18 protein-coding genes and 1 pseudogene are annotated in these 15,806 nt (G+C 64.2%); 4 read left to right on the top strand and 15 right to left on the bottom strand.

The window, feature by feature from the left end; genetic code table 11:
- Window positions 1–26: 26 nt before the first annotated feature.
- From ABZN20_RS15410 to ABZN20_RS15480, 15 genes and pseudogenes are all read right to left on the bottom strand, one after another.
- Window positions 27–479, bottom strand: a complete 453-nt coding sequence (locus ABZN20_RS15410; protein ID WP_367025828.1) for a transposase — start codon at window positions 477–479, stop codon at window positions 27–29.
- Between the two features lie 216 nt (window positions 480–695).
- Entirely contained in the window at window positions 696–1,619 is a 924-nt protein-coding gene (locus ABZN20_RS15415; RefSeq protein WP_367025829.1) for a ketopantoate reductase family protein, read from the bottom strand.
- The gene (gene hda, locus ABZN20_RS15420) at window positions 1,616–2,314 is read right to left on the bottom strand and encodes a DnaA regulatory inactivator Hda (protein ID WP_367025830.1); all 699 of its coding nucleotides are present in this window, start codon (window positions 2,312–2,314) and stop codon (window positions 1,616–1,618) included. The genes ABZN20_RS15415 and hda overlap by 4 nt, the downstream gene beginning before the upstream one ends.
- Window positions 2,315–2,341: 27 nt before the next feature.
- A complete protein-coding gene (wrbA, locus tag ABZN20_RS15425) occupies window positions 2,342–2,959 on the bottom strand; it encodes an NAD(P)H:quinone oxidoreductase (protein WP_218807890.1) in 618 nt (205 codons plus the stop codon).
- A gap of 27 nt (window positions 2,960–2,986) precedes the next feature.
- Window positions 2,987–3,337 carry an arsenate reductase (glutaredoxin) gene (gene arsC / locus ABZN20_RS15430; RefSeq protein ID WP_218807889.1) on the bottom strand — a complete coding sequence of 117 codons (351 nt, stop codon included), beginning with the start codon at window positions 3,335–3,337 and terminating at the stop codon, window positions 2,987–2,989.
- A gap of 34 nt (window positions 3,338–3,371) precedes the next feature.
- Window positions 3,372–4,436, bottom strand: a complete 1,065-nt coding sequence (truD, locus tag ABZN20_RS15435) for a tRNA pseudouridine(13) synthase TruD (RefSeq protein WP_367025831.1) — start codon at window positions 4,434–4,436, stop codon at window positions 3,372–3,374.
- Window positions 4,433–4,909 (bottom strand): 2-C-methyl-D-erythritol 2,4-cyclodiphosphate synthase, encoded by a 477-nt coding sequence (gene ispF, locus ABZN20_RS15440; RefSeq protein ID WP_367025832.1) that lies wholly within the window; start codon window positions 4,907–4,909, stop codon window positions 4,433–4,435. Before ispF ends, truD begins: the two co-directional genes overlap by 4 nt.
- Window positions 4,897–5,643: a 2-C-methyl-D-erythritol 4-phosphate cytidylyltransferase gene (gene ispD / locus ABZN20_RS15445; protein WP_367025833.1), complete on the bottom strand. Its 747-nt coding sequence runs from the start codon at window positions 5,641–5,643 to the stop codon at window positions 4,897–4,899. The genes ispF and ispD overlap by 13 nt, the downstream gene beginning before the upstream one ends.
- Complete coding sequence (gene ftsB / locus ABZN20_RS15450; protein ID WP_218807885.1) at window positions 5,633–6,007, bottom strand: cell division protein FtsB; 375 nt, start codon at window positions 6,005–6,007, stop codon at window positions 5,633–5,635. The genes ispD and ftsB overlap by 11 nt, the downstream gene beginning before the upstream one ends.
- A 26-nt stretch (window positions 6,008–6,033) precedes the next feature.
- Window positions 6,034–7,317 carry a phosphopyruvate hydratase gene (gene eno / locus ABZN20_RS15455; RefSeq protein WP_367025834.1) on the bottom strand — a complete coding sequence of 428 codons (1,284 nt, stop codon included), beginning with the start codon at window positions 7,315–7,317 and terminating at the stop codon, window positions 6,034–6,036.
- Window positions 7,318–7,394: 77 nt separating this feature from the next.
- Window positions 7,395–8,246, bottom strand: coding sequence for a 3-deoxy-8-phosphooctulonate synthase (gene kdsA, locus ABZN20_RS15460; RefSeq protein ID WP_218807883.1), 852 nt, complete (start codon window positions 8,244–8,246; stop codon window positions 7,395–7,397).
- On the bottom strand, window positions 8,243–9,922 hold the full coding sequence (locus tag ABZN20_RS15465; RefSeq protein ID WP_367025835.1) for a CTP synthase: 1,680 nt from the start codon (window positions 9,920–9,922) through the stop codon (window positions 8,243–8,245). The genes kdsA and ABZN20_RS15465 overlap by 4 nt, the downstream gene beginning before the upstream one ends.
- 206 nt (window positions 9,923–10,128) lie before the next feature.
- Window positions 10,129–11,649: an acid phosphatase gene (gene acpA, locus ABZN20_RS15470; RefSeq protein WP_367025836.1), complete on the bottom strand. Its 1,521-nt coding sequence runs from the start codon at window positions 11,647–11,649 to the stop codon at window positions 10,129–10,131.
- A gap of 152 nt (window positions 11,650–11,801) precedes the next feature.
- Entirely contained in the window at window positions 11,802–12,389 is a 588-nt protein-coding gene (locus ABZN20_RS15475; protein WP_367025145.1) for an IS5 family transposase, read from the bottom strand.
- A pseudogene (locus ABZN20_RS15480) lies at window positions 12,389–12,565 on the bottom strand (transposase); the annotation flags it as partial. The gene ABZN20_RS15475 and the pseudogene ABZN20_RS15480, both read right to left, overlap by 1 nt.
- Window positions 12,566–12,669: 104 nt before the next feature.
- On the opposite strand from ABZN20_RS15480, the gene ABZN20_RS15485 reads away from it, so the two are divergent.
- The 4 genes from ABZN20_RS15485 (at window position 12,670) to clcA (ending at window position 15,800) form a co-directional block, all read left to right on the top strand.
- A complete protein-coding gene (locus tag ABZN20_RS15485; protein ID WP_367025613.1) occupies window positions 12,670–13,185 on the top strand; it encodes a helix-turn-helix domain-containing protein in 516 nt (171 codons plus the stop codon).
- Between the two features lie 26 nt (window positions 13,186–13,211).
- Complete coding sequence (locus ABZN20_RS15490; RefSeq protein ID WP_367025614.1) at window positions 13,212–13,604, top strand: transposase family protein; 393 nt, start codon at window positions 13,212–13,214, stop codon at window positions 13,602–13,604.
- Window positions 13,605–13,729: 125 nt separating this feature from the next.
- Window positions 13,730–14,416 carry a DUF2490 domain-containing protein gene (locus ABZN20_RS15495; RefSeq protein ID WP_218807880.1) on the top strand — a complete coding sequence of 229 codons (687 nt, stop codon included), beginning with the start codon at window positions 13,730–13,732 and terminating at the stop codon, window positions 14,414–14,416.
- Window positions 14,397–15,800 (top strand): H(+)/Cl(-) exchange transporter ClcA, encoded by a 1,404-nt coding sequence (clcA, locus tag ABZN20_RS15500; RefSeq protein ID WP_367025837.1) that lies wholly within the window; start codon window positions 14,397–14,399, stop codon window positions 15,798–15,800. The genes ABZN20_RS15495 and clcA overlap by 20 nt, the downstream gene beginning before the upstream one ends.
- The last annotated feature ends 6 nt before the right edge of the window (window positions 15,801–15,806 follow it).

Genomic DNA, 15,806 nt, shown 5'->3' on the forward strand with positions numbered 1-15,806 from the left:
TCGAGCCCACGCGAAGGACAATGGGGTCAGGTCTTTCCTTTTGCCTCATATTGTTTTTTCAGGATGCGACTGACCCGGGAGTAGTGCAGCCCGAAATGGTCGCCGATTTCCTTCAAACTGTACCCACCGCTGGCGTAGGCGAGGTACGAGTCCTTCTGCACGATGATCGCTTTGTAACGGCCCTGAAAAACATGCCCGACACGGCCGTGCCGACGATTGAAGCGCTGTGTGTAGACTCCGTTCAACTGCCGCATGCCTCTGGAGAGATTGCCATCCGGGGTTTCGACCAGGAGGTGATAGTGATTGTCCATCAAACAGTAAGCATGCACCGCCCAGTTGAAGTTCTGGACCACCTCGGACAGCACCCCCAGAAATAAAGGCCTGTCTTCCTCGGCCAGGAAAATCGCCTCGCGCCCGTCGCCGCGGGACGTTACGTGGTACAGGCCACCGGCAAACTCGATTCGTAAAGGTCTGGACATACAGCAAGGCTATTGTGCAGCATGGCAAAAGACAAGACCTGACCCCATAGTTTAAAGACAAGACCTGACCCCATAGTTTCATGACCCCATAGTTTCATAGTTCGTGACCCCATAGTTCGCTACGTGGTTTGCGTGGTTCGGTGAGGCACCGCCGGACGAAAGAGGCGGAAACAGATAGGCCGAACCTTAGACCACCGCGCCACATCTCGACTACACTTAACGACTTTTCACGGTTCGTAGTTCCCTGAGCTTCATCAAGGCATAGACCGATTCCAGGTGCGGAATCGCGATGCCCCTGCGCCGTCCGGCGCGCACCGCGTTGCCGAGGATGGCTTCCGTCTCCATCGGCTGGCCGGCTTCGAAGTCGACCAGCATGCTGGTTTTGTACGGCGGCATTTTGTAGGTGCTGGCGACGTTCTTCTCGACGATGTCCTCCGGCAGGGGATGGCCGTTGGCCGCGGCTACTGCGCGGATTTCCTGCATGATCGCCCGGACGAAACCCTCCTGGGTCGACAGGATGTCCTGGGTGTCGAGGCCGCCGGAGAGCACCGACAGCGGGTTGAAGGCGGCGTTCCAGACGCATTTCTGCCAGCGCGCGGTGGTGATGTTTTCGGTGGCGATGCCGTCGATGCCGGCCAGTTCGAACGATGCGGCCAAGGCCTTGACCCGTTCCGAGGCGCCGCCGGGGTAGTTGCCCAGCATCAGCCGCCCGTAGGCCTGGTGCCAGATTTCGCCGGGCGCGGTACGGGTGACGCCGATGAAGGCCAGGCCGCTGATGACTTCGTTGTCGGGATACGCGGCGGCGATTTCCGGTTCGATGTCGATGCCGTTGGAAATCAGGACGATGCTCGTGCCGGGGCCGACGGCATCGCGCAGCAGCCCGACCCGATCGGCGCCTTCCACCACCTTGATGCACAGCAGCGCGCAATCGGGCTTGGCTTCGAGCTCGGCGGCGGAGCGGACGACCGCGGCCGGCCGGAAGGTGTAGTCCCCCAATGTCTCGCTGCGGATGCGGATGCCCTTGGCCTTCACGGCCTCGTAGTCGGAACGGGCGACCACCGACACGCTGTGGCCGGTCTTGGCGAGCAGGGCGCCGTAGAAGCTGCCGATGGCGCCGGTGCCGATCACGAGTAGGTTCATGCGATGTGTTCCAGGTGGCTCTTGATGAAAGGGATGGTGAGCCTGCGCTTGGCGGCCAGGGTGGCGTGGTCCAGCTCTTCCAGCAGCGCTTGCAGCGAGGCCATGTCGCGGCGGCAGTGCGAGAGCAGGAACCGGCCGACCTGGGGGCTCAGTTCGAGCCCCAGCATGCCGGCCCGCTGTTCCAGCGCCGCCAGCTTGTGTTCGTCCGCCAGCGGATGGAGCCGGAGAACGAGCCCCCAGGCCAGGCGGGTCTTGAGGTCGGGCAGGGCGACGGGCAGATCCGCGGGCGGCGATGCGGCGGTGACCAGGAGGGTGTTCCCGGCGTCGCGCGAGGCGTTGAACAGGCCGAACAACTGCCGCTCCCAGTCGTCGCGCCCGGCGATCCTTTCGATGTCGTCCAGGCAGACCAGGTTCTGGTTTTCCATCCCGTCCAGCACGGCCGGGCCGTACTCGCCGACCAGCGCCAGCGGCAGGCAGGCGGCGCTGCGTCCGCTGTGGAACGCCTCGCGGCAGGCGGCATTGACGAGATGGGTCTTGCCCAGGCCGGTCTCGCCCCAGAGATAGAGCAGCGCATCGCCCTCGCCTCGGGCGCAGCGCCGCGCGGCTGCCGCCGCTTCGGCGTTCGGCCCCGCGCAGTACGCTTCGAAGGTCTGCAGCGGATCGACGGCGAAATGCAACGGAATCTGCTGGGCCATGCGGGCGGCCGCGTATGTCCTTGGGACTTATTCGCCCGCGTCTTTCAGCGCCTTGGCGACCCGTGCCAGGCGGGCGCCGAAGGCGCGGCACAGGGCCCGTTCGTCGTCGCTCAGCGGCGAGGCGTCGCCGGTGTGGCGGCTGGGGCCGTAGGGCGTGCCGCCGCTGCGGGTCTTGTGCAGGGCGGCTTCGCTGCTGGGAATGCCGACCAGGATCATGCCGTGGTGGAGGAGCGGCGGCAGCATGGTCAGCAGGGTCGCTTCCTGGCCGCCGTGCATGGAAGCGGTCGAGGTGAACACCCCGGCCGGTTTGCCCGACAGCGCGCCGGAAAACCACAGGGCGCTGGTGTTGTCCAGGAAATGCTTGAGCGGCGCGGCCATGTTGCCGAAATGGGTCGGGCTGCCCAGGGCCAGGCCATCGCAATGCTTGAGGTCGTCCAGCGTGGCATACGGAGGCCCGTCGGAAGGAACGGCCGGCGCCGTCGCTTCGGCGACGGACGAGACCTCCGGCACGGTGCGCAGCTTGGCGACGGCGCCCGGCACTTCTTCCACGCCGCGGGCGATCATGCGCGCCATGTCGGCGGTGGAGCCGTGGCGGCTGTAATAGAGGATCAGGATTTCGGCGCTGCTGCGCTTCGAGTCGGTCATGTAGGTCGGGGAATTGGGAAAAAGTGGTCAGTCGAGGATGGCCAGCACGTTCTCCGGCGGCCGGCCCAGCGCCGCCTTGCCGTTGGCCACGACGATCGGGCGCTCGATCAGCACCGGATAGCGGGCCATGGCTTCGATCAGTGCATCGTCGCCAAGTTCCGGATTCGCCAGTTCCAGCTCCTTGTACGGGGCTTCGCCCTTGCGCAGCAACTGGCGCGGCGGGATTCCCAAAAGACCCACCAGCTCGCGCAGCTTCGCCGCGTCGGGCGGGGTTTTCAGATATTCGACGATGGCGGGTTCGATGCCGCGGTCCTGCAGCAGTTTCAGGGTTTCCCGCGACTTGCTGCAGCGCGGGTTGTGGTAGATGGTCACGGACATGGCTGGAGTCCTCCGATAGGATGTTTTCGAAAAATCAGGCGTCCGGCAGGCCTTGCGGGTCGAATTCGACGAGCTCCCGCAACACCGTGGTGGCATAGGCGCCGGCGGGGAGGGAGAACGCCAGTTCGCAAGCCGAATCGTCGACCCGCGCGAATTCGAGGTCCGGCACCGGCAGCCGCAGGGCCCGCCGGGCGAGTTCGAGCCCGCAGCGTTCCAGTCCTTCACGGAATTCCGCGCATTGTGCCAGGGCCGCCCGCTCCATTTCGAGGGCCGCGCCGGAAATCGCCGGATCGCCCGTTCCCCACAGCGTTCCGCTGGGATGGATCGCCAGCGCTTCGATGCGCCGCCGGATGTCTTCATCCAGCTCATCGGCCTTGAAGAAGCTGTTGGAGCCGGTGAACATGAAGGCGTCGCCCTCCACCACCCGGTTCCAGCTACCGTTCCCGACCCGATGGGCGAGAATGCGGTTGAACAGATAGGAGCGCGCCGCCGACAGGTACAGCGAGCGCTTGTTGCGGTCGATGCGGCGGCGCGGATCGGCGAACAGCCTCGACGCCTCCTGCAGATTGCGGCCGCCGTGGCCGAAGCGCTGCGGGCCGAAATAGTTCGGCACGCCGGCCGCGCGGATCGCGGCGCAGCGGGCTTCCAGGCCGCCGCACGCGCCTTCGAGTTCCCGCACGACGATGCGGAAGCGGTTGCCTTCCAGGGCGCCGCGCTTGAGCTTGCGGTCGTGCCGGGTGTGGCGCAGGACGGCGATGCCGTCGTTCTTCAGAGCGCTCCAGTCGGGGTCGGGCTTGCCGGGCAGCCCCACGCTGAACCACTGGGTGGTGACGGCGTGGCGGTCCTTGAGGCCGGCATAGCCCACGTCCATCGGCTTGACTCCCGCCAGCCTGGCGATCCGTTGCGCCACGTGGTCGGTGTTCTCCCCGGTCTTGCGGATGTGCAGGAAGGCATGCTCGCCCTGGCCGCTGGGTTCGAAGCCGAGGATCTCGTCGACCCGGAAGTCCTCCGGGGATAACCGGATGCGGCCACGGCAGGTCGTTTCGCCGTGCGCCCGCGGCAGCTCGTCGAGTCCGAAGCGGGAAATGGTTTCGCTCATCGGCCGGCGAGCAAGGCGACCGCGTGCGCCGAAATGCCTTCGCCGCGGCCTTCGAAACCCATGCCTTCGGTGGTCGTCGCCTTGACGTTGACGCAGCCGACGGGGATTTCCAGGTCCTGGGCGACGTTTTCGCGCATCGCCTGAATGTGGGCGGCCAGCCGCGGCGCCTGGGCCACGACGGTCACGTCGACGTTGCCGATGGCGTAGCCCTCTCCGGCGATTTTCTGCCGCACCTCGCGCAGCAGCACGCGGCTGTCGATGCCCTTGTAGCGGGCGTCGGTGTCCGGGAAATGGCGGCCGATGTCGCCGAGGGCGGCCGCGCCCAGCAGGGCGTCGCACAGCGCGTGCAGCGCCACGTCGCCGTCGGAATGGGCGGCGAATCCCCGGTCGAACGGAATCTTCACGCCGCACAGCACGAGGTGGTCGCCCTCCTTGAAGCGGTGGGCGTCGTAACCTTGGCCTATTCGAAACATTGTCGCTCCAGATAAAAGGCGGCCAGGGGGAGGTCCTCCGGCCGGGTGATCTTGATGTTATCGGGCCGTCCTTCGACCACCCTGGGGGATTGCCCGAGCAATTCCAGCGCGCTGGCCTCGTCCGTCACCGTCAGCCCGTGTTTGGCCGCCGATTCCAGCGCTTCCCTGAGCGCCCGGTAGCGGAACATCTGCGGCGTAAGGGCGCGCCAGATGCGGCTGCGGTCCGGGGAGCCCTGGATCGCGCCGTGTTCGACTTCCTTGAGGGTGTCGGTAACCGGCAGCGCCAGGATGCCGCCCACGGGGTGGTCTTCCAGAACTTCCATCAGGCGCTCGACGTCCTCGCGGGTGATGCAGAGCCGGGCGGCGTCGTGGACCAGCACCCAGTCGCCGTCCGCGGCGCGGCCGGCCAGGGCGGCCAGGGCGTTCAGCACGGAGTCCGCGCGTTCCCTGCCCCCTACGGTGGTCAGCACCCGCGGCTCGCGCGAGCACGGCAGCTCCGGCCAGAACTCGTCGTCCGCGCCCAGCGCGACCATGACCGCGGCGACGCGGCGGACCGAGAGCAGGCGTTCGAGCGTGTGCTGCAGCACCGGCTTACCCGCCACTTCCAGGTATTGCTTGGGAATATCGGTCCCCATCCGTTTGCCCACGCCGGCGGCGGGGACCACGATCCAGAAGCGTGTTTCGGCTTCGCCGCTCTTCGGGTCGGCTTCGCCGCTCTTCGGGTCAGCGTTCATGTTCCGGGGCTTCGGTAGCGGCCGGAGCCGGGGTTACGGGTTTTCGCCGTTTGCGGGGCGGCGGCGTCGGTTCGGGGCTGGGCGTGGGATGCGCCGCGTCGACGATCTGCACGAGGGTTTCGCCCTCCTTGATCATGCCCAGTTCCCGGCGCGCATGTTCCTCGATGGCATCGGTGCCTTCCTTGAGGTCCACTATCTCGGCCTCCAGGGCCGCATTGCGCTGCCGCCGCTTCTCGCCCTCCTCGGTGAGTTCCACGATGCGTTCCTGCAGCCGGCGCATTTCCCGCAGGTTGCCGTCGCCGAACCACAGCCGGTACTGGAGCAGGGCGATCAGCACCAGCAGGAACGCGGTCAGTTTGTTCACCCCGGTTCCGGGCAGTCAGCCGCGGCTCAGGCAAGGTTCTTGACGACGCCGCGGCCGCCGTAGCGCGCCGCCTCGCCCAGCTCTTCCTCGATTTTGAGCAGCCGGTTGTATTTGGCGATGCGGTCGGAGCGGCTGAGCGAGCCGGTCTTGATCTGGCCGGCGCAGGTGGCGACGGCGATGTCGGCGATGGTGGCGTCCTCGGTTTCGCCCGAGCGGTGGGACACGACCGAGGTGTAGCCGGCTTCCCCGGCGATGCGGATGGCTTCCAGGGTTTCGGTCAAAGTGCCGATCTGGTTGACCTTGATCAGGATCGAATTGGCGATCCTGGCCTCGATGCCTTGGCTAAGGATGGCCGGGTTGGTCACGAACAGGTCGTCGCCGACCAGTTGGATACGCCGGCCCAGCTTGTCGGTATGGACGCCCCAGCCGTGCCAGTCGTTCTCGGCCATGCCATCCTCGATGCTGACGATGGGATACTTATCGACCCAGGCGGCCAGATAGTCCGAGAACTCTTCCGAGGTGAACTGCTTGCCTTCAGAAGCCAGGGTGTAGAGGCCGTCCGCATAGAATTCCGAGCTGGCGACGTCCAGCCCCAGGCAGATGTCCTCGCCGGGCCGGTAGCCGGCCTTTTCCACGGCTTCCAGGATGATGCCGATGGCGGCCTCGTTGGACGGCAGGTTCGGCGCGAAGCCTCCCTCGTCGCCCACGCCCGTGGCGAGTCCCCGCTCCGACAGCACTTTCTTCAGGGCGTGGAACACCTCTGCGCCGTAGCGCAGGGCCTCGCGGAAGCTCGGCGCGCCCACCGGCAGGATCATGAACTCCTGCATGTCGATGCTGTTGTCGGCATGGGCGCCGCCGTTGATGATGTTCATCATCGGCACCGGCAGCAGGAATTCGCCGCTGCGGTTGAGGTAGGCGTACAGCGGCTTTTTCGCATCGGCCGCGGCGGCGCGGGCGGCCGCCAGCGACACCGCCAGAATGGCGTTGGCGCCGAGCACGCCCTTGTTGTCGCTGCCGTCCAGCTCGATCATGCGCCGGTCGATCGCCGCCTGGTCGGCTGCGTCGAAGCCGGCCAGAGCGGCCTTGATCGGGCCACGGACGTTCTCCACGGCCTTGAGCACGCCTTTGCCGCCATAGCGTGACTTGTCGCCGTCGCGCAGCTCGATGGCTTCGCGGGCGCCGGTCGAGGCGCCGGAGGGCACCATGGCGCTGCCTTCGGCGCCGGAATCCAGGATCACTTCCGCCTGGATGGTCGGGTTGCCGCGGGAATCCAGAATCTCCCGGGCCAGGATGTCGACGATCTTGCTCATGGGATCACCAATGGGTATGCGTTGGGTTGTTCGGGCCGACGACGCGCGTCCCGGGCGCCGATGTTATGCGGCCTGCATTACAGCAGGGGGCTTGCCTTGACGGCGCGGTCGAGGCTAGCCAGCAGCTCCAGCAATGCCTTCATGCGGTCCAGCGGCCAGGAATTGGGGCCGTCGCTCAGGGCGCGGTCGGGGTCGGGATGGGTTTCCATGAACAGGCCCGAGATACCCACCGCCACCGCCGCGCGCGCCAGCGCCGGCACGAATTCGCGCTGGCCGCCGGAGGCCGTGCCCTGTCCGCCCGGCAGCTGCACCGAGTGGGTGGCGTCGTAGACCACCGGGCAGCCGGTCTCGCGCATGATGGCCAGCGAGCGCATGTCCGACACCAGATTGTTGTAACCGAAGGACACCCCGCGTTCGCACACCATGATGTGGCGATTGCCGGTGGCCAGGGCCTTGGCGGAGACGTGCTTCATGTCCCAGGGCGCCAGGAACTGGCCCTTCTTGATGTTGACCGGTTTGCCGGCGTTGGCGACGTTCTGGATGAAATTGGTCTGGCGGCACAGGAAGGCTGGGGTCTGCAGCACGTCCACCACCGAAGCGACTTCCTGCAACGGCGTGTCCTCGTGGACGTCGGTCAGCACGGGCACCCCGATCTGGCGCTTGACCTCGGCCAGGATGCGCAAACCCTCTTCCATGCCGGGACCGCGGTAGCTCGTATGGGAGGAGCGGTTGGCCTTGTCGAAGGAGGACTTGTAGATGAACGGGATACCCAGGGCGCCGGTAAGCTCTTTCAGTGTTCCGGCGGTGTCCAGCGCCAGTTGCTCGCTTTCGATGACGCAGGTGCCGGCGATCAGGAACAGCGGGTGCTCCAGGCCGACGGGGAAGCCGCAGAGTTCGAACGGCGGGGCCGATCCTTCGATGTTGCTCATGATTCGGCTCCGCCGCTCTTCGGGTCGGCTCCGCCGCTCTTCGGGTGTGCCGTGTCCTCGCTATGGGCGCAGGCCGCGCGGACGAAACCGCTGAACAGCGGGTGGCCGCTACGCGGCGTGGAAGTGAATTCGGGATGGAACTGGCAGGCCAGGAACCAGGGATGGCCGGGAATCTCCACCATCTCCACCAGGCGCCCGTCCAGCGATTTGCCGGAGACCTTGAGGCCCGCCGCTTCCAGGGTCTTGAGGTAATGGTTGTTGAATTCGTAGCGGTGGCGGTGCCGCTCGGTGATCACGTCCTTGCCGTAGGTGTCGTGGGCCAGGGTGTCGGGAATCAGCCGGCATTTCTGTCCGCCCAGACGCATGGTGCCACCCAGGTCCGAATTGCCGCTGCGGTATTCGATGCCGCCGGTCTCGGTCTTCCACTCGGTGATGAGGGCGATGACCGGATGCGGCGAGGAGGGCAGGAACTCGGTGCTGTGCGCGCCTTCCAGCTTGGCCACGTTGCGGGCGAATTCGATCACGGCCACCTGCATGCCTAAGCAGATGCCGAGGTAGGGGATACGGTTCTCACGGGCGTATTTCACCGTGGCGATCTTGCCTTCGATGCCGCGCTCGCCGAAGCCGCCCGGTACCAGGATGGCATCGACCCCTTCCAGCGCGTCCGTCCCGTGGTCCTCGATTTCCTCGGACTCGATGAAGCGGATGTCGACCCGGGTGCGGGTATGGATGCCGGCATGGACCAGGGCTTCGCTCAAGGACTTGTAGGCGTCGGAATGGTTGACGTACTTGCCCACCATGGCGATGGTGACCGAGCGCTCCGGATTCTTGAGCGCGTCCACCACGTGATGCCATTCGCTCAGGTCGGCGGGGCCGGCATCGAGCCGCAGCTTGCGGACGACGATCTCGTCGAGCTGCTGCTCGTGCAGGAGACTCGGAATCCGGTAGATGGTGTCGGCGTCGACCGAGGCGATGACCGCGTCTTCCTGCACGTTGGTGAACAGCGCGATCTTGCGGCATTCGCTCTTCGGGATGGGACGGTCGGAGCGGCAGATCAGGATGTCCGGCTGGATGCCGATGGTGCGCAGTTCCTTGACCGAATGCTGGGTCGGCTTGGTCTTCAACTCGCCGGCGCTGGAAATGTAGGGCACCAGGGTCAGGTGGATGAACAGCGAACGCTCTTCGCCCAGGTCGACGCGCATCTGGCGGATCGCCTCCAGGAAGGGGAGGGATTCGATGTCGCCCACGGTGCCGCCGATCTCGATCAGGGCCACGTCATACCCTTCCGCGCTGAGGCGGATGCCGCGCTTGATCTCGTCGGTGATGTGGGGAATGACCTGCACGGTGGCGCCGAGGTATTCGCCGCGGCGTTCCTTACGGATCACGTTCTCGTAGATCTGGCCGGTGGTGAAGCTGTTCGCCTTGCCCATGGTGGTGCGGACGAAGCGTTCGTAATGGCCCAGGTCGAGGTCGGTCTCGGCGCCGTCCTCGGTCACGAACACCTCGCCGTGCTGGAACGGGCTCATGGTGCCCGGATCGACGTTGATGTAGGGATCGAGCTTCGTCAACGTGACTTTCAGCCCCCGCGCCTCGAGGATCGCGGCGAGGGAGGATGCGGCGATGCCTTTACCCAGCGACGACACGACTCCGCCGGTGATGAAGATGTATTTCGTCATGAAAGCTCGAATCTGTGCGAGTGAGGAGATGTCCGGGAGGGCTCGGGGGACGCCCATCGGTATGGGCTGGGCGGCACGGACAATGCCGGTATTTTAACCAAAGGCGTGGGGGGACGTCACGGGCAGGGGTGGTGGGGTTATCGCAACCCTCAGCGCGGCTGAACGGGATTCAAGATCAAGAGCGGATCTCCACGCGTCTCATGGCTTCAGGAGCCGAAATCGAAGGCATTGCTCAAATCCCCGGCGTTCTGACGCACCCCTGGCAGCGGTTCCAGGCCGAAGCGGCCGGTGATGAATTTGATGATCGAGGTCGTGTCGTACAGCGTGTGATCGACGTGTCCGCGCTTGGCGAAGGGGGACACGACGATCGCCGGGATGCGGACGCCAGGGCCCCACCGGTCTCCCTTGGGCGGGGTGACGTGGTCCCAGAAACCGCCGTTTTCGTCGTAGGTCACTATCACTGCCGTCGAAGACCAGAGCGGGCTTGCCCGTATATTCCGGACCAGTTCGGCGATATGGGCGTCCCCGGAGAGGACGTCGGCGTAGCCCGCGTGTTCGTTCAGCTTGCCCTGCGGTTTGTAGAAGCTGACCTGGGGCAGGGTGCCGGCTTCGATCGCGGCCAGGAAATCCGCGCCGTCCTTCAAGTGCTCGGCCCGCTCCGGCGTGCCCGGCGCATAACGCGCGAAATAGTTGAAAGGCTGGTGGTGGGCCTGGAAATTGGGTGAGCCCTCTCCCTTGCCGTAAATCACCTTGCGCGGCTGCGTGTGCCGCATGCCTTCTTCGACGGCGGCGTTCCACGCGCCTGCATACCAGGCCCAGGTCACGCCCTTTGCGTTCAGGGTGTCGCCGATGGTTTTGAAAGACTGTGGCGGCAAGGGGTGTTTGGACGGATCGGCCAGGCGGCGGTCGCCACCGGCGGCGGGCGGGATGCCGCTGGGCTGGTAGGGTGGCTGTTCGTTGAGCACCGCGTAGCCGTCCGGCGTGATGCGCGAGGCGGTGTACCTGGCCGGTCCCCGCAGCGCGCTGGGCGGGGAGTCGGGCGCGCGGAGCAGGCGGCCGGAAGCGTCGAGCTTGGCGACCCGCTCCGCCGGCGCATCCGGAAACACAGGGGTGCACGCGCAGACCAGCCAGAAATGGTTGAGGAACGAGCCGCCGAAGGCGCCCATGAAGAAATTGTCGGCCAGGGTGAATTCCTTGGCGATCTCCCACATGGGGAGTTTCGATCCGTCGTAATAGCCCATGGCGAGACCCCCGGCGTCGGAGACGGCGGCGAAGCGGTTCATCCTGCCGCCGTTGATCTGCTCCTGATTCTGGTAGAAGGCATGGACCAGGTCCCGCGTCTTCTGCGACAGCGCCATGCCGACCGGCGGCGCATCCAGCCGGAACGGCCCGTTCGGCAGCCGGACCGGGAAAGCCGGGTCGGGTCTGGCGTCGCCGCTCAGCCATACCGGCGGCAGATGGGGCAGGACCGAGCCGTCATGATCGATCTGCCGCTTGGCTTCCTCGCTGGCGTTGGCGATGCCGTTGGCGCCGGGGAAGAGGCCGTAGAGATTGTCGAAGCTGCGGTTTTCGGCGTAGATGACGACGATGTGCTCGATGCGGCTCAGCGCATCGTCCGCCGCGGATTCGGGCTTGGCCTGTTGTGCCCCGGAACTGCAGCCGCAACAGTTCAACAGGGCGCCGATGAGGCAGGCGAGGGGCCAGGGCCTGGATTGGGAGAGGGTCATGTGGGTTATCCTTCTTGAGCGTTTTTCCGAAGGTGTCGACGGCGGAGCGAACTCCGAAGTAGAGCCCATTGGCCACCCCGATTCAAACACGCTGGGTGAACATGAATGCATTGGATTCAGCGGTTCGAACTTAGAACCTGTCTGGTAAAAGTTTAAGCACATTTAGCAAGAGTCAGCTTGAGCATGGCGATGCGAATCATGTTTTCGGCAGTGGCGGTGAGGATTTCGACATCCTTGGCGAGTCGGCGGAACGACCCGAGCCAAGCGAAGGTGCGCTCGACCACCCAGCGCTTGGGCAGGACTGCGAAGCCATCTTTGATCTTCTCGGAAATATGCAGCGTCAACCCCAAGGTCTCGTCGACAAACCGAACGGCGGTGCCGCGATACCCGGCGTCGCCGGAAAAGGCCTGTAGACCGGGATGCTTTTCCGCGGCTCGACGCAGCACCTCGCAAGCCCCCACCGTATCGTGAAGGTTGGCGGCATGAACCTGGACGTGCAACAGATTGCCCAAGACATCGACCACGATATGGCGTTTGCGGCCTTTCACTTTTTTGCCGCCGTCGATGCCACGCTCTTCGCTGTCGTACTGGGTTTTGACGCTTTGCGAATCAATGATGCCGTAGCGGGGACAGGGCGCTCTGCCGTTTTTTTTCGCCGTTGCCGATTCAAGTCGTCCAGCGCGCGTTCCCAAACGCCGTTTTTGTTCCAGCGGCTGAAATGGTCGTACACCGTTTTCCACGGAGGAAAGTCGTTGGGCAACTGCCGCCACTGGGCACCCGTTTTCACCAAGTACAGAATGGCATCGACGATGCGTTTTCGCGAATGCTTACACCCGCTGCCTCGCCGATCATTGGGCTGAAAGTAGCGCTCTATCCGCGCCCATTCGTGCTCTTTCAAATCACTCGGATAACTCAATGGCTTCGCTCGTCAGGTCCAGGGACCATTAGAGTTGCTTCCGTTGAAATAAATGGATTTGTTGTGGTATAAAACAATTAACAACAATCGAATGATGTCAGCCAATGATTTTTGAAAAGTTCATGGAAGAAACCAGTGAGCGTACCGTCAGAGCCCTGATCGGAATGAGTAAGGCGCAATTCGCCAAGCTTTGCCCTATCTTTGAGGAGGCTCATGCGGAGATTCAGCAAGAACGCGTTCAGCAAGGCGAAATAAAACGGGTACCCAAAGGTGGCCATGTGGGCTATCTCGATCGGATAGATAAGAAGCTGTTCTTCATTTTGCATTACCTCAAGACCTACTGTACCTTCGATGTCCTGGGCTTTCATTTTGGCTTCAGCTCGGGACACGCGCATCGCCATGTGGCGCAACTTCTGCCCGTGTTACGGCGCAGCCTGGCGAAACTTGATCTGCTGCCCGAGCGGGAGCTGACGACCCCGGGAGAGATGATGAAGCTGATTGAAAAACATGGAGATATCATCATTGACGGGGTGGAATGCAGTTGCGTCAGGCCGCAGGATGACGATCAGCAGAAAGCCCACTATAGCGGTAAAAAAAACGCCATACGGTTAAAACCCTAGTCATTTCGACCCTGGCACGGCAAATTTTGTTCGTTGGAAGTATCGTGGCCGGCAGTGTTCATGATTATGCGCTGATGAAGCGATGGTTCGATCCTGCCTTATCATGGTTTGACGGTGCCGATGTCTGGTTGGATTTGGGGTTCTTGGGGGCCGCTTCCGATTATGGGAATAAAGCCAGAATTCACCTGCCTCATAAGAAACCCAGAGCCTCCAAGAACAATCCTCATCCCGCGTTGGCAGATCAACAAAGGCGCGAGAACAAAAAGCAAGCGCGAACTCGCATCTCCGTCGAACACTCCATTGGAGGAATGAAGACCTTTCATTGCTTGATGCATCGCATTAGAAACCGACTCAGTCTATTCATAGATAGCTTTTTCGGGCTTGGCGCTGGCCTTTGGAATCTAAAAATTTCTTTGTAATCATGCGGTTATCATCGGAAACAACTCTATTGACTTTACTACGTTTTGTTTTTCAAGACAGGTTCTTAGAGAGGCAGGTTTTGAGGCGTTCGAGAGTCGGCTTTCCGCTTGGAGCATCGCTGCTGATGGCATCGTGCCAACCCGTCGGCGCCGACGGAATCGAGGGCATGGCCGGCGCCTGGACCTCGCTCAGCTTGCTGGGCAGCCTGGGTAGCGTGGCTCCGGACTGGCGCAAATTCAAGTGGTATGTGCGGGATCAGGTCCGTCTACGCGACGACGATCCGCCGAATGCCTGGCGCATGTACGAAGATTTGCTTTGGGTGGGGTTGGGCTATCAGGTCTACCCCCACTTCCTACTCGGCATCGGTTACGCTCACACTTGGCTGCATCCGTTGGGCCAGCCGGCTTATCAGGAAAATCGCCCGTATCTGGAGGCGGTGTTCACCCATGAAGCGGGTGGGGGGAAGCTGGTCAGCAGGACCAGGCTCGAGGAGAGGATCGCGCAGCAGGGAGGTGAAGTCGGTATCCGCTTCCGCGAGGCGGTGACTTGGAGCCATCCCTTGCGTTTCGTGGCGGATGGGGTGGACGTTTACGTCGGGGACGAGCTCATGGTGTGTCCGAACTACAGCGTATTCGGGCCGGCCGGATTCTGCCAGAACCGGATCCTGTCCGGCGTGACCTATCGCCTGACAGGGCGTCTCGGCGTGGATTTCGGCTATCTGGGCCAATACATGGCAGGCACGCCGGGTACCGCCGATGTCTGGACGCACAACATTCAGTTCGATCTTCACTATGTCTTCCCGGACGACTGAAGAGGAGCGGTTCATCCGCCTGAACCGGGAACGGCGGCGCCTGTTTCCGCGCGCCTTGCTGGTGGGCCTGCTGGCCGGGTGCGCCGCGGTCGGCTTCCATCTCGGGATGGATGCCGGCGAAGCATGGCGCGCCCGGCTGCAGGACTTCGCGCACGTCTGCGGCGCACCGGGACTGGCCGTCGCCGCGGCGGCCTCGGCCCTGTGCGTATTCCTGGCGGCCTGGCTGGTCGAGCGGTTCGCACCGGAAGCGTCCGGCAGCGGTGTTCCGCAGGTGAAGGCAGTGCTGATGGGCTTGCACGGGTTCCGTTGGGCCAGGGTGTTGGCCGTCAAGTTCCTGAGCGGCCTGATCGGCATCGGCGGCGGGCTCGCTCTGGGGCGGGAAGGGCCGACCGTGCAGATGGGCGGGGCGGTCGCGGAAGGCGTGGCGACGACGTTTTCCTCCTCCCCCGACCAACGCCGCGCCCTGATCGCGGCTGGGGCCGGGGCCGGCCTGGCGGCCGCCTTCAACGCGCCGCTTTCGGGACTGATATTCGTGGTCGAGGAACTGCGCGGACAATGTTCTTCTCTGGAGTTTTTCGCCGCGGCGATCGCTTGCCTCATTGCGGACACGGTCTGCCGTCTGGTCTTGGGCGAGCTGCCGGCGTTCCGGGTCGAGATTTCCGTTCTCCCCCCACTCTCGCTGCTGCCGGCATTCGTCGGGCTGGGCATGGCGTGCGGTTTGCTCGGCGTCGCTTTCAATCGCGCCTTGCTGGCGGTACAGCGGCTGCGCCCGAGCCGGCCCGGGCCGCGCAAAGCGCTCTGGCTGGGCTGGGGCGGCTCGATCGGGCTGGTCGGCTGGCTGGCGCCGGAACTGTTGGGCGGGGGCCAGGGCTTGGTCGGCGGGATGCTGGACGGCGAAGTCAGCCCGGCGCTGAACCTGATGGCGCTCTACTTCGCCGCCCGCTTCGTTCTGACCATCGGCAGTTACGCCACCGGCGCGGCCGGCGGCATCTTCTCGCCGATACTGCTGCTGGGCGCCCTGCTCGGGCTCGGTTCCGGAATGTTGATCCAGCAGATGGCACCGTTGCTGCCCGTGGAGCCCGAGGTTTTCGCGGTGGCAGGGATGGCGGCGTTTTTTACCGGTGTGGTGAGGGCGCCGCTCACCGGCGTGGTGCTGATGATCGAAATGACCGGCAACTATGCGCTCATCCTGCCGCTGCTGGCGGCCTGCTTCGCGGCGCTGGTGGTCGCCGACCGCCTGCACGATCTGCCGATCTACGAAGCGCTGCTGGAGCGGGAACCGCGCAGGACTAGGAGTCTGTCGGACTTTCCGGTTCTGGTTCGAACCGGATTGGAGGGGCGGAAGTCCGCTGTTTCCGTTAACATAGCGGCCTATTCCGGATAGATCGCG

Origin of the sequence: Methylococcus sp. ANG, from assembly GCF_040730495.1 — a bacterium.
Classification (GTDB): Bacteria; Pseudomonadota; Gammaproteobacteria; order Methylococcales; family Methylococcaceae; genus Methylococcus.

What these genes read in the sequence shown, in the direction of transcription:
- kdsA (WP_218807883.1), bottom strand. Translation starts at nt 8,246, where the DNA reads ATGAGCAACATCGAAGGATCGGCCCCGCCGTTCGAACTCTGCGGCTTC.
- hda (WP_367025830.1), bottom strand. Translation starts at nt 2,314, where the DNA reads ATGGCCCAGCAGATTCCGTTGCATTTCGCCGTCGATCCGCTGCAGACC.
- clcA (WP_367025837.1), top strand. Translation starts at nt 14,397, where the DNA reads ATGTCTTCCCGGACGACTGAAGAGGAGCGGTTCATCCGCCTGAACCGG.
- ispF (WP_367025832.1), bottom strand. Translation starts at nt 4,909, where the DNA reads ATGTTTCGAATAGGCCAAGGTTACGACGCCCACCGCTTCAAGGAGGGC.
- truD (WP_367025831.1), bottom strand. Translation starts at nt 4,436, where the DNA reads ATGAGCGAAACCATTTCCCGCTTCGGACTCGACGAGCTGCCGCGGGCG.
- arsC (WP_218807889.1), bottom strand. Translation starts at nt 3,337, where the DNA reads ATGTCCGTGACCATCTACCACAACCCGCGCTGCAGCAAGTCGCGGGAA.
- ABZN20_RS15415 (WP_367025829.1), bottom strand. Translation starts at nt 1,619, where the DNA reads ATGAACCTACTCGTGATCGGCACCGGCGCCATCGGCAGCTTCTACGGC.
- eno (WP_367025834.1), bottom strand. Translation starts at nt 7,317, where the DNA reads ATGAGCAAGATCGTCGACATCCTGGCCCGGGAGATTCTGGATTCCCGC.
- ABZN20_RS15410 (WP_367025828.1), bottom strand. Translation starts at nt 479, where the DNA reads ATGTCCAGACCTTTACGAATCGAGTTTGCCGGTGGCCTGTACCACGTA.
- ABZN20_RS15465 (WP_367025835.1), bottom strand. Translation starts at nt 9,922, where the DNA reads ATGACGAAATACATCTTCATCACCGGCGGAGTCGTGTCGTCGCTGGGT.
- ispD (WP_367025833.1), bottom strand. Translation starts at nt 5,643, where the DNA reads ATGAACGCTGACCCGAAGAGCGGCGAAGCCGACCCGAAGAGCGGCGAA.
- ABZN20_RS15495 (WP_218807880.1), top strand. Translation starts at nt 13,730, where the DNA reads ATGGCATCGTGCCAACCCGTCGGCGCCGACGGAATCGAGGGCATGGCC.
- ABZN20_RS15485 (WP_367025613.1), top strand. Translation starts at nt 12,670, where the DNA reads ATGATTTTTGAAAAGTTCATGGAAGAAACCAGTGAGCGTACCGTCAGA.
- wrbA (WP_218807890.1), bottom strand. Translation starts at nt 2,959, where the DNA reads ATGACCGACTCGAAGCGCAGCAGCGCCGAAATCCTGATCCTCTATTAC.
- acpA (WP_367025836.1), bottom strand. Translation starts at nt 11,649, where the DNA reads ATGACCCTCTCCCAATCCAGGCCCTGGCCCCTCGCCTGCCTCATCGGC.